The sequence below is a fragment of the Perspicuibacillus lycopersici genome (assembly GCF_025660475.1).
Taxonomy (GTDB): Bacteria; Bacillota; Bacilli; order Bacillales; family Caldibacillaceae; genus Perspicuibacillus; species Perspicuibacillus lycopersici.
Map to the genome: position 1 here is coordinate 415,823 of NZ_JAOUSF010000002.1, position 12,548 is coordinate 428,370.

Annotated in this window: 11 protein-coding genes and 1 other annotated feature; of the genes, 2 read left to right on the forward strand and 9 right to left on the reverse strand. The window is 33.6% G+C overall.

Annotated elements, in window-relative coordinates; all coding sequences use genetic code 11:
- Nucleotides 1–7: 7 nt before the first annotated feature.
- From OEV98_RS06090 to OEV98_RS06100, 3 genes are read right to left on the reverse strand one after another with little or no spacing between them, the layout of a single operon-like run.
- Entirely contained in the window at nucleotides 8–571 is a 564-nt protein-coding gene (locus OEV98_RS06090; protein WP_263072332.1) for a class I SAM-dependent methyltransferase, read from the reverse strand.
- On the reverse strand, nucleotides 568–1,368 hold the full coding sequence (locus OEV98_RS06095) for a phosphotransferase (protein WP_263072333.1): 801 nt from the start codon (nucleotides 1,366–1,368) through the stop codon (nucleotides 568–570). Before OEV98_RS06095 ends, OEV98_RS06090 begins: the two co-directional genes overlap by 4 nt.
- Before the next feature lie 58 nt (nucleotides 1,369–1,426).
- On the reverse strand, nucleotides 1,427–1,990 hold the full coding sequence (locus OEV98_RS06100; RefSeq protein WP_263072334.1) for a GNAT family N-acetyltransferase: 564 nt from the start codon (nucleotides 1,988–1,990) through the stop codon (nucleotides 1,427–1,429).
- A 61-nt stretch (nucleotides 1,991–2,051) separates the two neighbouring features.
- Nucleotides 2,052–2,301: a binding site (T-box leader), on the reverse strand.
- Between the two features lie 757 nt (nucleotides 2,302–3,058).
- Between OEV98_RS06100 and OEV98_RS06105 the strand changes: the two genes are divergently transcribed.
- Together OEV98_RS06105 and OEV98_RS06110 are read left to right on the forward strand one after the other, a co-directional pair.
- A complete protein-coding gene (locus tag OEV98_RS06105; protein ID WP_263072335.1) occupies nucleotides 3,059–4,048 on the forward strand; it encodes a DUF3231 family protein in 990 nt (329 codons plus the stop codon).
- Nucleotides 4,049–4,246: 198 nt separating this feature from the next.
- Nucleotides 4,247–4,549: an MTH1187 family thiamine-binding protein gene (locus OEV98_RS06110; protein WP_263072336.1), complete on the forward strand. Its 303-nt coding sequence runs from the start codon at nucleotides 4,247–4,249 to the stop codon at nucleotides 4,547–4,549.
- Nucleotides 4,550–5,815: 1,266 nt separating this feature from the next.
- On the opposite strand, the gene gloA2 is transcribed toward OEV98_RS06110, so the two are convergent.
- From gloA2 to OEV98_RS06140, 6 genes are all read right to left on the reverse strand, one after another.
- Nucleotides 5,816–6,202, reverse strand: a complete 387-nt coding sequence (gene gloA2 / locus OEV98_RS06115; RefSeq protein WP_263072337.1) for an SMU1112c/YaeR family gloxylase I-like metalloprotein — start codon at nucleotides 6,200–6,202, stop codon at nucleotides 5,816–5,818.
- Between the two features lie 162 nt (nucleotides 6,203–6,364).
- Nucleotides 6,365–7,660: an AGE family epimerase/isomerase gene (locus tag OEV98_RS06120; RefSeq protein WP_263072338.1), complete on the reverse strand. Its 1,296-nt coding sequence runs from the start codon at nucleotides 7,658–7,660 to the stop codon at nucleotides 6,365–6,367.
- Nucleotides 7,661–7,674: 14 nt separating this feature from the next.
- Nucleotides 7,675–8,658, reverse strand: a complete 984-nt coding sequence (locus OEV98_RS06125) for an ABC transporter permease (protein WP_263072339.1) — start codon at nucleotides 8,656–8,658, stop codon at nucleotides 7,675–7,677.
- 16 nt (nucleotides 8,659–8,674) lie between these two features.
- Complete coding sequence (locus OEV98_RS06130) at nucleotides 8,675–10,189, reverse strand: sugar ABC transporter ATP-binding protein (protein ID WP_263072340.1); 1,515 nt, start codon at nucleotides 10,187–10,189, stop codon at nucleotides 8,675–8,677.
- Between the two features lie 129 nt (nucleotides 10,190–10,318).
- Nucleotides 10,319–11,284 (reverse strand): sugar ABC transporter substrate-binding protein, encoded by a 966-nt coding sequence (locus OEV98_RS06135; protein WP_263072341.1) that lies wholly within the window; start codon nucleotides 11,282–11,284, stop codon nucleotides 10,319–10,321.
- A gap of 112 nt (nucleotides 11,285–11,396) precedes the next feature.
- Complete coding sequence (locus OEV98_RS06140; protein WP_263072342.1) at nucleotides 11,397–12,395, reverse strand: LacI family DNA-binding transcriptional regulator; 999 nt, start codon at nucleotides 12,393–12,395, stop codon at nucleotides 11,397–11,399.
- Nucleotides 12,396–12,548 lie beyond the last annotated feature (153 nt).

A 12,548-nucleotide genomic window follows, 5' to 3' on the forward strand; every position in this document is an offset into this window, starting at 1 on the left:
CGATAAATTAGCTCCGTTTCCACGCATCAATAATTAACGAAGGAAAAACTAGGTTGTCTCCTTGATTTCTTGGATCAAATTTCTTTGAACGAAAAATAACACCATCCGCTCCATCCCAATTATTTTGATGAAAATCTCCCTCTTCATCACAGTATTCAAGAAATTCCACTTCAAATCCAGCACTCTCAAACATATTTTTCAGCGTTTGATAATTGTGCACGATTTTATGGCTTGCTGCCGGGTGATCCTTTGGCCCTGGACCGCCAACCTGGACAATCGTTTGGTAAGATTCATTTTGGAAAAATCCATCAGGGACTGCACAGCGAATATAACCACCCGGTTTTAAATAGGTGTAACATATTTTAGCTGCCATAACACCTTCGTCATAGGAAAGATGCTCCCAAACATGCTCTGCTAAAATAGCAGTCACTGAGTTTGTTTCAAACTTATTTCGCCAAGTTTTTTCCTCTAATAAATTTAATTCATCCTCCTGTGTATGTAACCAACCCGGGTTATTCACATATTCCCCTGCACCAATAACTACTTTAATATCCTCTATTGTTTTTTTCATGTCTCTACCCATTCTCCCCCATGCGCTCGAATAAACTTTATATCCTGTTGGTAATGCTCCAGATGCCCTTCTTCAATCATCTTTTGAAAAGCGATATCTCCTTCGTTTGCTTTTTTCACCATATATTTACATAATGCCTCTAAACGCAGCAACACCATTTCTAAATAACCCGTTTCCATTCCATCCAGCCCATATGCATTAAAAAACAGCTGGATTCTCTTGTTGATTCGCGCGGCATCCTGTGTGGAATCATAATAAATTGTCTCCCCTGTTTCCAAATGATACAGTCGACTTAACGGAACACATGTATAAAGCGTGTAGGCGATATCCCAAAGTCTTGGACCAGGTGCTGCAACATCAAAATCAATTATTCCAACCGGTTTTCGGTTGTTAAAAATTATGTTATATATTGCAAAATCATTATGACAAACAACCTCTCGTTTGTCTGGCGTATGTTCCATTCGTTCCCATTCATTTAGTAATGGAAAATCAGAGACCGCATCATGATAAAGCCGTAGCATTTTGGCGATGTCTCTTAAACTATCATTCGACCACATATAGTTCTTTAAAGGGTAATTCCCTGCTTCTCCATCTATAAATGTCAATACTTCTCTACCTTTTTCATCGATGCCTAAAAACTTAGGTGCATATTGAAAGCCTTTCTTCTCTAAATGCTTTAATAGCTCATGGATTCGATCACTGTTAGGCTTTACATCTCGTCGAACGGTGTTTCCTGCACGGTATACATCGGAGAGATTTCCACCTTGTAGCTTTTGTTCGAATTTGTCACTTGGCATAAGATGTGCCCCTTTTTTTACCATATTTTATTTGACTAATAGGATAAACAATGTATTTTTACCGGATAATCGAATAAAAACAAGTATCTGTCAGTCTACTGCCATCTGCAGATAGGTCATCGTTTCGTAGCGTTCCTTCCAATAGGAACCCTAATTTTTCCGGAATCGCGCGGCTTTTCCAATTGGTAGATTCGCAGCGAATTTCTATTCTTCTAAATCCAATCGTCTGTAATCCTAAATCGACAAGCTCCTGTACCGCTTCGGTCATATAGCCATTCCCACTGAATGTTGTATCGATCCAATAACCAATTTCACATTTTGGGATATCCCAATCAATACTTTGAAGACTTGCGACGCCAACGAATTCATTATGTTCTTTAGCAAAAATTAAATAACGGAAGCTATCTCTTTTTAAAAAGTTTATATGGGCAAGTCGTAAATTTTTTTCGGTTTCTTCCACCGCAGGAATTTCTTGTGCAAACGGCAACCATTCTTTTAATTCACGATGCGAATCTCGAATCGCTTTGTTTACAATTTTGCCATCTCCTGTAGGATGCGGTGCTCGTAAAATTAGTCTTTCTGTTTCTAATTGAATCGGTATGTCTAACAATATTGGTTCCATGGAATTCCCCTCTTTCAACTTTTTTAGCAAAATAAAAAACTCCCACCCCCAAGAAATCATTCTTGAGGACGAGAGTTGTCACTTCGTGGTACCACCTCAGTTTGTTGATACGTCACCATATCAATCTCTTCGGGTATGTTCATACCCTATCTCTTTAACGGAAGAGACCGTCTTACAATCCCTAATCGGTTATTAGCTTAGTAAGAAGCTCCGAGGCTTTTTTCATTAAGACGAATAGTACTCCTTTTCAGCAAATCGGAGTTCTCTGTAACTATTCCCTTCTTAACTACTTCTCTCATCGACGCTATCACTATAGATTTTTTCAAATTATATCCGTTATCATTCCAATTGTCAAAAAATTTTAAGTTATGTTATATTACTATAATTCATGCCGCACATGTCTATACCTTGTAAATAAAATTTTCATGTATTAATAATAAGATAAAAACACATTGCTTGCTTTTTTGTTATAAAAAAGAATCGTATAGAAATGACCATAATAGTATGACTATCTAGGAGTATATAGGGAGAAGCAACTATGGAACTTACTCTGTATATAGTAGGAACATAGTTAGGATACAACTGAACGGGCAATCATTGCCCACCAACATCTTCTTCAAAAAAGCTACCGAATAAATTTCATTTTCCGATTAATACTACCGTTAGTGTTATCTATTCTATAACACTAAACTACAATTGGGGGGATATACTTTGAATAACCTATTTAGCTTAATCACTATCTTGATGAGTACGATTTTTAGAGTTGGATTCTTTATTAGTAATATCTCCAATAAATTTAAATCATTGGTAAAAATCCCATCTCTAACCTAAGCTATTGTGTATTCATAAGTACATCAAATACCCATTGTTGTATAAAGGTAAGCATAAAAAAATGCTTACCTTTTAAAAAAAACATCCCATACTTATGGCACAATTTTTTAGGAAAAATAAAGTATTTGCAGCACCTTTTAGTTATTTTCTCCACATTATGAATACTATTATTATGTACATAGTCCTTATTCCCTTGGAAAATACTATCATGGAGGTGACTATATGGACTAGAATAAATTGAAACTTACTTCCTCCGAAATTGGAACATTGTGGGGAGAGTATGTGAACGGAACAATGACAGATGTTGTCAATAAATATATGGTATCAATAATTGAGGACGAGCAGATTAAGGCAATTTTTGAGGAAGCGATTCAAACATTCCATAAACAAAAACAACAAATAGTAGCTTTTCTAGAAAACGAAGAGTTTCCAATCCCCATTGGATTTACTGAGTCAGATCTCTTTAAAGGCAAGCAAAGATTGTTCACTGATATATTTTGCCTAAATTATCTCCATATTATGACGTTGCATGGTTTACTAGGACATAGTACTTCATTAGCTGTTTCGGTTCGAAAAGATTTAAGGGATTTTTACGATGCATGCGACAACGATGCGAAAAGGATGTACCATCAGACGGTAGAATTACTTCTAGAGAAAGGAAATTTTCAAAGAGATCCTTTTTTCTATCCTGCAAAAAACCCTGAATATATTTCAACCCAAGATTTCATCGATGGTTTTTTTGGAAAGGGTAGAAAACTAGCAGCGACAGAAATTATTAGTATATCATTGAACCTGAAAAAAAGCATTATGGCAAAAACCCTTTCGATAGCATTCAGCCAGGTTGCACAAACAAAAGAAGTAAGAAAGTTCTTAATCGATTCGGAAAAAACGGCGGACCAACAAATAAAAACCTTTGCAAAAATTATGCAGGCGGATAACTTACCTGTTCCGAAATCTTGGGAGACAGAGGTAACAACTTCCACAGACTCCCCATTTTCCGATAAACTAATGTTGTACCATATGGGATTCTTATACCAAGCTGCTCAAAACTACCATGGCGCAGGTCTGGCTTCTGCTATGCGTACAGATCTTGTAACCGCTTATGAGAGCACCATTTTAAAAAACATAATGATAACGAAAAAATGGTTTACTCTCATGGTTGAAAATAAATGGTTAGAACAGCCACCACTTGCCCCAAATCGAAACGAACTTGCAAAAGAAATCTAGGATTTTAACGAATAATTTTCAATCCACATAGAGAAGAAAATTCATTCGATTAGATGGATCTTCTTCTCCACTTTATTTTCTACTGAAATTTTCCACCCACAAAATTTTATCAATCCTCCACTGAAATCACTCTTTTTTTAAACTAGTCCAAATAGTTATGGTATCATAATTTCAAACGAAAAAAATGGAGGAAGTCACATGGCAATTATCGATATTACCGTTATTCCAGTTGGAACAGAAACACCAAGCGTTAGCAAATATGTTGCAGAAATACATAAGCTGCTTGCTGATTACGAAGGAAACATTAACTACCAATTAACACCAATGAGTACATTAATCGAGGGAGATTTACCAGAGCTACTGAAATTAGTGCAAATGATTCATGAAGTGCCATTCCAGCACGGATTGCAACGCGTCTGCACGAATATCCGGATTGATGATCGACGGGATAAGGTGAGTACAATGGATGGGAAAGTGCAGGCTGTGCGGAGTAAGTTATAAAAGATTGTTTCAAAGAAAGAATGAAATACAATTTGATACATTATGTAATTTTTATTGGCTACCTAAAATTTAGTTGTAGTATTGACATTTCTAATATCTATTAATTGATATATTTTTTAAGCAAATCCATAACACGAAATGGTAAAATATAATTTTTATGGAATATTTTAGTATTTACTGATGTAAGTTATGTTATAATGAAAAATGTATTTACATTTAACTGAATAGAGGTGTCCGACATGTTAAAATTTATTTTAAACTGTGAAATTAGCGTAACTGACGCTTTGATCATTGTCTTACTTCTATTGAATTAAGGCAAATACAACAACGAGTTTCGTTGTTGTATAAGTTTAAAAATAAAATAATTTAATGTCGGCATCTTTTTAGGATATTTCATTTCTTATGTCTCATTGTTTCAAATCCAAATATAGTGATTCCCCTTGTTGAATTGATCTATTTCAATTTTTACAAGGGGTTTTTACTATTAAAAATATATGTATACTTATTATCTCCTATACTTAATTTCACTGGAAAATAAATCGAAGTATTGACTAAAAAGTTTCTGCCTCTCCCCTTAGATGCTTCATTAAATGCAGAAAATACAACTACCCGATATGCTAAAGTTTATTTTAAACTTCTAAATACATTTGCTTTGGTTTTTGCCATACTGCTTTTGTACTATAGCAATATAACAATGTGTTCGTGTTTTATAAGTTTAAAAATAAAATAATTAAATATCGGCATTTCTTTCGGTATTTCCATTGGTTCAAACTTATATTTGTTTAATTTAAAAATTAATTTTAATTAGTGAAACTGATGCTTTTATTTTCGCTATACTTCTATTGAAGCAAGGCAATATAACTATGAGTTTCCTCCTGTATAAGTTTAAAAATAAAATAATTAAATATCGGCATCTCTTTCGGTATTTCCATTAATTCAAACTTATATATTTGTTTAATGTTAAAATTAATTTTAACTTCGTAATCAGTGAAACTGATGCTTTTATTTTCGCTATACTTCTATTGAAGCAAGGCAATATAACTATGAGTTTCCTCCTCTATAAGTTTAAAAATAAAATAATTAAATATCGATATCTTTTTTAAGATACATTTCCTACTACACCTGTTGAATTGACCTTTTTATAAGGATTGGTGTTATTACGCTAGATGATAAATAGCAATATTCCATAAAAAAGGATTCCATTCTTTTGAACCCTCAAATAAATTAGAAAAAATCACTGTCTCCAAATAAAACCAGTGAATTTTTTCATCTCTCGTATAATTCAATTGGTAAATCATCAGGATCATTGAAAAATGTATATTTTTTTCCTGTAGTTGGATCTATACGAATATCTTCTACAAGTATTCCTTTTTGAATAAGCTCGTCGACAGCCTCTTGAAGAGATGAAACTTCAAATGCAATATGTCTTAATCCAGTTGCTTCTGGGAAATTAATTCTTTTTGGAGGAGATGGGAAGGAGAAAAGTTCAATAATGTAATTCTCTCCTAATGCTAAATCTAGTTTATAGGAATTCCTTTCCTCCCTATATGTTTCTTTAATTATAGTAAGTCCTATAATTTCTGTATAAAATCTTCTAGATATTTCAATATTTGAACAGATAATAGCAACGTGGTGAATTCCATGAATATTCATTACAAACCCCCTATATTATTATCTTATTTATACTTTTAAATGCAGCTCTATAGAAAAAGCTTCCCCCTTATAATAGTTGGATTCTGAATTAATCTTTCTACTATAGGGGTAAGCATTTGAATTTAGTACTAAGTATTAAAATGATAATTATTTGCTTTCCGTTTATATTAAACTCTTCACTAATCTTTCTAATCGTAATTTGCTCTCCAATAATGCCCTACCTGTATGATATACTGCTTTCCATGGATTTCCCAAATCACTCACTAGTATATTCCCATTTTTATCTAGTAGTTGATACCATTCCCCAACTTCGTGGTTAATAAAATTCTCCTTGCAGAAATCCCATAGATTTTCAAAAGTATTTAAGTATTTTTCATCACCCGATTGTTGGAAAGCATTAAGGAAACCTACTAGCGACTCACAATTCTGCCACCATTCTTTATCTTTAACTAATGGCTCACCTACGTGCGGTCCATCCCGATAAACGCCACCAATTTCTAAATCTACACCATAGCGAAGGGCATGATCGACTAGTTTTTTAGTTATTTCCAAATACTCTTCCTTATTATTTAGGACTTCCCCTGCATAGGATAACAGCCATGCAAGTTCAACATTATGTCCATATGAAGTAGTATCCATTGGCTCATCAATCACTTCACCGGTTTCTCTTTCTGCATTCCAAGTTCTTCGAATATTGATAGCTGGGATTGGTTTAAAATCTAGATCAAATTGATTTAACCCACATCCAATTTCTGCATTTACCATATATCTTAAAATAATTTCAATAGATTCTTTAAGTTTCCTTCTATGAATCTCTTTTTTAGACACCAGTGCTAATGTAGTAAATGCCTCCATTATATGCATATGAATATCAAGTGATTTTCTATCACCTGCATGGAAACCTGGGGAAGATACTTGCCAATCTCGTTCTAGATTTTCATAATACCCACCTCGAACAGTATCCGTGCAGTATTTTTGCATTAAATCAAATGTCTTTTCAGCATATTCTTGGCCAATAGGATCTCCTGTTGCATGGGTATATTCAGCAAGTGCATAGATAGAAAAGGATTGCCCATACGTTACTTTACCATCATCAAGTAATTCTCCCTTTCTATTAGTCTTCCAAAACCAACCTCCATATTCCGTATCCCAGAAATGTTTAATATAGAATTCGACTCCTTGGCGAGCAGCTAATAGCAACTCTTTGTTCTCCGGATACTCTCTGTAAAATCTCGACATTCCCCATATCATTCTTGTTTGCGTGACAATATATTTATCCGTATCCTCTGTAGGAACACCATTCTCATCAAAACATGTTAGATAGCCCCCATATTCCGTATCTATTCCCTTTAACCAAAAAGGAATCACACCATCTTCTAAATGCCTTGTTATTTCTTGTTTTACTGCTTCCATTCTTTGCATAAGTGAGCGAGTTTCTACTTCTGATTTATTCGTCATTCTAGTACTCCTCCCTAGTTTAATTCAACAGCTGATTTCGGTTTCTTTTTGGTAAGAAAATTTGATAGTAATTGAGCGTTTTTGTCGAATCCAACAGCTATTGCTAAAACAAGTCCTCTAACAACCCATTGCCAGTATTCCTGCACACCCATAATAATCAAACCATTGGATAAAATTCCCATAATTAATACACCTAGTACTACGCCCCGAAGTTTCCCTGAACCACCTGTAATACTTACTCCACCTAAAATAACAGCAGTAATAACATCTAGTTCAAAGGCATTACCAGTAGACGGAAGTCCTGTATTTATTCTGGAAAGAAGTATAACACCAGCTAATCCAGCTAAAGTTCCACCTAAAATATAAACAAGCATTTTCACTTTATTTGATTTAATTCCAGATAGCGTTGCAGCTTCTTCATTTCCTCCAATAGCGTATACATGTCTACCAAATGCTAATTTGTTTAATATAAACGAACCAATTAAGAAAACAAGGATCATAACAATTACCGGAACTGGAATAATCCAAATATAACCTTGACCAATAAAGTTAAATGACTCTGGAAAACCATAAATCGGTCTAGCATCTGTAATGATATAGGCAATACCTCTAGCAGCAGTCATCGTTGCAAGTGTAGCCACAAAAGGTGGTATAGAGATTTTAGTAATCATAAATCCATTAATTAACCCAATAACACTACCTAGTAATATACCCATTAACGAAGCAGTGACAGGGTCTATTCCAGCGTTTACCATCATATATGCCGAAAGACAACCAGATGCTGCGAGAATTGATCCTACAGATAAGTCTATTCCACCAGTAATAATAATTAATGTCATCCCTACAGCTACAATCCCCATAACCGATACTTGTCTCGTAACATTTATTAAGTTATCAACTGATAAAAAGCCATTCGCAAATATTGATAAGAAAATAAAGAGAACAATAAAGAATATCAGAATCCCGTATTCTCTTATATCTATATTTTTATTTTTCATCCTGTTAATCCCCTTTCTAGTTAATAGCCTTCATAGCAGGATTTGTATAGTTTGAAGCTAATTCTAATATTTTTTCTTGATTTATGTCTTCGCCCATTATATGACCGCTCATCTGTCCTTCACACATTACATAAATTCGGTCAGACATTCCTATAAGCTCAGGCATATCAGAAGATACCATAATGATTGATTTACCTTCGTTCTTTAATTTATTCATTAAACTATAAATTTCATATTTTGCACCTACATCAATGCCTCTTGTAGGTTCATCAAACATAAGTATGTCTGCTTGTGATAATAGCCATTTTGCTATAACAACTTTTTGTTGATTTCCACCACTTAAATTTTTGGAAATCTGATTCATTGATGGAGTTTTTATACTTAAACTTTTGATTAATTCCTTTACTTCCACTTGAATTTTACGTTGATTAATGACTAAACCTTTCTTTAAGTCTTTTAATGAAGGTAAAGAAATATTATCTTTAATATTCATTTCAAGTAATAGGCCTTGTTGCTTCCTATCTTCTGGTACAAGTACAATTCCTAAATGGATGGCTTCACTTGGATGTTTAATATGCAAGTCAATGTTGTCTTTTTGAATCGTTCCAGAATATATTTTGTCTACACCATATATAGCTCGTAGTAATTCCGTTCTACCCGCACCTACAAGACCACCAATGCCTACGATTTCACCCTTTTTTACATCTATTGAAACATTTTTTAATTTTTCATTTGTTAGATTTCTAACTTTCAATGCAACTTTTGTATTGCTTGTTACCTCTATTCTTGGTGGATATTGATTAGTAATGTCTCTTCCAACCATCAATCGAATTAATTCATCTTTATTTGTTTTACTAATTTCTTTAGTTTCTACATATTGACCATCTCTAAGTACAGTTACCCGATCACATAGTCTAAAGATTTCATCCATTCTGTGTGATATGTAAATAATAGAAACACCATCTGCCTTTAATTTTTCAACTAATACAAACAGCAATTCAACCTCATCGTTTGTTAGTGGTGCTGTGGGCTCATCCATAACTAGTACTTTAACATTCTTAGAAACTGCTTTTACTATCTCTACAATTTGCTGAAGTGCAATATTAAGGTTTTTCACAGTAACAGTTGGGTCAATCTCAACTCCAAGTCGTTGAAAAAGTTGTTTAGCCTCTGCATTCATTTTTCGTTTATCAATAGTAAATTTTTTCTTAAGTTCTCGTGCAAGAAATATATTTTCTGCTATTGTTAAGTAAGGGATTAAATTCAACTCTTGATATATCATGCTTATCCCTAACTTTTCGGACTGAATTATATCAAAAGACTTATATTCCTGGTTTTCAAATTTGATTAAACCAGCGTCTGGTTTATTAACTCCTGTTAAAACTTTCATTAGAGTAGACTTCCCAGCTCCGTTTTCTCCCATAAGAGCATGCACTTCACCTTTTCTTAAAGTAAAGTTAACGTTAGATAATGCCTTTACACCCGGAAAGGATTTGTTAATATTGTGAAGTTCTAAAATTGTGTTTTTCATTTTCACCCTACCCTTCAAAAATAGGATTAATTTATATGGCTACAGATACTTGATACTTTGTTACTGTAGCCATATAATTAAAATGTATGTTTTTTGTTTTCGTTATCCTAGCTTCTTAGGATAACCTTTTTAATATTCATCTATATTATCCCAACTTACTACTTTTGCTGGAATGATTATCTTGTCTTCTACTTCTTCACCATTTAGTAATTTTTCAGCAGTTTCTACAGCTATTTCTCCTGTTTTAAACGGAGTAATATCAACTGTTCCTCTGTATGCACCTTCACCAGCTGCTTTTTCACTCTTTATTAAATCAATTGCTTGTGAAACAGCGTCTATACCACCAAAGTACATTTTTGTTAAATCTAAATTAGCTGATTTTGCTACTTCATAGGATCCCATAATACCTGCATCATTACATCCAACAACAATATTGATATCAGGATGCGCTTGAATTAGTCCTTCCATATTCGCCATCCCGTCTTCTGGAGTTAACGCACTCATACTAGCTACAAATTCAACATCCGGAACAAACTCTTTAATTCCGTCCCTCATACCTTCTTCTCTAGTTAGAGTAGCTGGATGTTCTTTTACATTATAGGTAACCGCTTTAACTGGTCCCTCCAGATTTTCTGCAGCCCATTGACCAGCTGCTTTCCCAATTGCATAACCCATATCATATTCATCTGGAGTAATAAATACATCTGATCCATCTACAGGTGAATTTAAGTTAATTACTTTAATACCTGCATCAGTAGCTTTTTCAATTAAACTTTTTGCTGCATTTTCCTCAAGAGGAGAAATTAGAATAGCATCTACACCTTGTGCAATAAAGTTTTCAAGTCCCGAAATTTGTTGACTAACATCTCCCTTTGCATCATGAACTTGAAAATTCCAACCTAATTCTTTCGCCTTTTCTTCTACTCCATTCGCTACCTCTACAAAATATGGGGATCCTAAATCCATTGTAAGGTAAACTATATCTACACTTGAATCGTCCCCATTTTTACTATTATTAGATCCTGTTGCATTCGAACAAGCAGATATAAATACCGAGACTAAAAGAGCAATAACTAAGTACATGAATTTTTTCAAAATAATAACCTCCTTCAAATTAAAAGCGCTTTCTTTTTTAATAAAAACCACAGATTTGTAGATGGGTTCTTGTAGAAGCATCACCTCCCTTATTATTTTGAATTCTATTAATCTATTTAGTAGATTCCCGAATAATTAATTCAGATGGATATAGATGTACATTAAATTCTTTATCGTAACCTTGTAGTCTCTTGATTAAAATATCAACAGTTTCTTTACACATCTCTTCTATTGGCTGCTTGACTGTTGTTAAAGGTGGATCAAACATTGAAGAAAATAAGAGATCATCATATCCAGCGACTGACACATCTTCTGGTACTTTAATTCCATTATCCTTCAAACATTTTATTACGCCCATTGCCATGACATCATTAATTGTCATGATTGCATCAGGAATCTGATTATTAATTATCCCTTCAGTAGTCTTATAAGCGCTTTCAAAGTTTGGGAGGGTTTCAATAATCCAATTTTCTTTATATGTGATACCTCTTTCCATATAGGCCATCCTATAGCCATCAATTCTTTTGCTAGATAATAAAAGCTCTTTTGAATCAGTTAAGAAATATATTTCTTTATTTTCATTATCTAGTAAATGGGAGGTTAGTTGATATGACCCCTTCGTAAAGTCACTCATAACACAATCTGCTCTAATACCTAAATATTGACTTGTAATAAATACAAAAGGAATCTTTTGCTGTCTCAATTTATAGATGTGTTCTAATTCATGTTCCCCGTCTCTAGTAGGGACGATTATTAAACCATCCACGTGACGACTAACAAAATTTTCAATTGTAACTTTCTCTTCTGAAGATTGATCTCTAGAGATACCTAATAATAAATTGTACCCTTTTTGTTCTAAGTCCTCTTTAATATGAGAGACAATTTCCCCAAAAAATGGGTTTGTAATATTCGTTACTATTAGTCCAATAGTATAGGACTTATTGGTAATCAGACTTCTAGCATGTTGATTTGGCTTATAATTTAGTTCATGAATCGTTTCAATAACTTTGCTTCTAATTTTTTCTGATACGGGTTTTCCGTTAATCACCTTGGAGACTGTACCCACTGAAACGCCTGATATACGTGCAACATCCTTAATTGTAATTTTCACTTAGTTCACCTCAATCAATAAACCAACAAAAATGAAACGTTTCATTTTTGGTCTGAATTTATTATAATTCGAGAAAATAAAAATGTAAATGAATATTTTATTATTTTTAATAAATTATATATTTTAATTTAGTCATAGTGACAATACAATAAA

What these genes read in the sequence shown, in the direction of transcription:
- OEV98_RS06090 (WP_263072332.1), bottom strand. Translation starts at nt 571, where the DNA reads ATGAAAAAAACAATAGAGGATATTAAAGTAGTTATTGGTGCAGGGGAA.
- OEV98_RS06120 (WP_263072338.1), bottom strand. Translation starts at nt 7,660, where the DNA reads ATGACGAATAAATCAGAAGTAGAAACTCGCTCACTTATGCAAAGAATG.
- OEV98_RS06130 (WP_263072340.1), bottom strand. Translation starts at nt 10,189, where the DNA reads ATGAAAAACACAATTTTAGAACTTCACAATATTAACAAATCCTTTCCG.
- OEV98_RS06125 (WP_263072339.1), bottom strand. Translation starts at nt 8,658, where the DNA reads ATGAAAAATAAAAATATAGATATAAGAGAATACGGGATTCTGATATTC.
- gloA2 (WP_263072337.1), bottom strand. Translation starts at nt 6,202, where the DNA reads ATGAATATTCATGGAATTCACCACGTTGCTATTATCTGTTCAAATATT.
- OEV98_RS06110 (WP_263072336.1), top strand. Translation starts at nt 4,247, where the DNA reads ATGGCAATTATCGATATTACCGTTATTCCAGTTGGAACAGAAACACCA.
- OEV98_RS06100 (WP_263072334.1), bottom strand. Translation starts at nt 1,990, where the DNA reads ATGGAACCAATATTGTTAGACATACCGATTCAATTAGAAACAGAAAGA.
- OEV98_RS06095 (WP_263072333.1), bottom strand. Translation starts at nt 1,368, where the DNA reads ATGCCAAGTGACAAATTCGAACAAAAGCTACAAGGTGGAAATCTCTCC.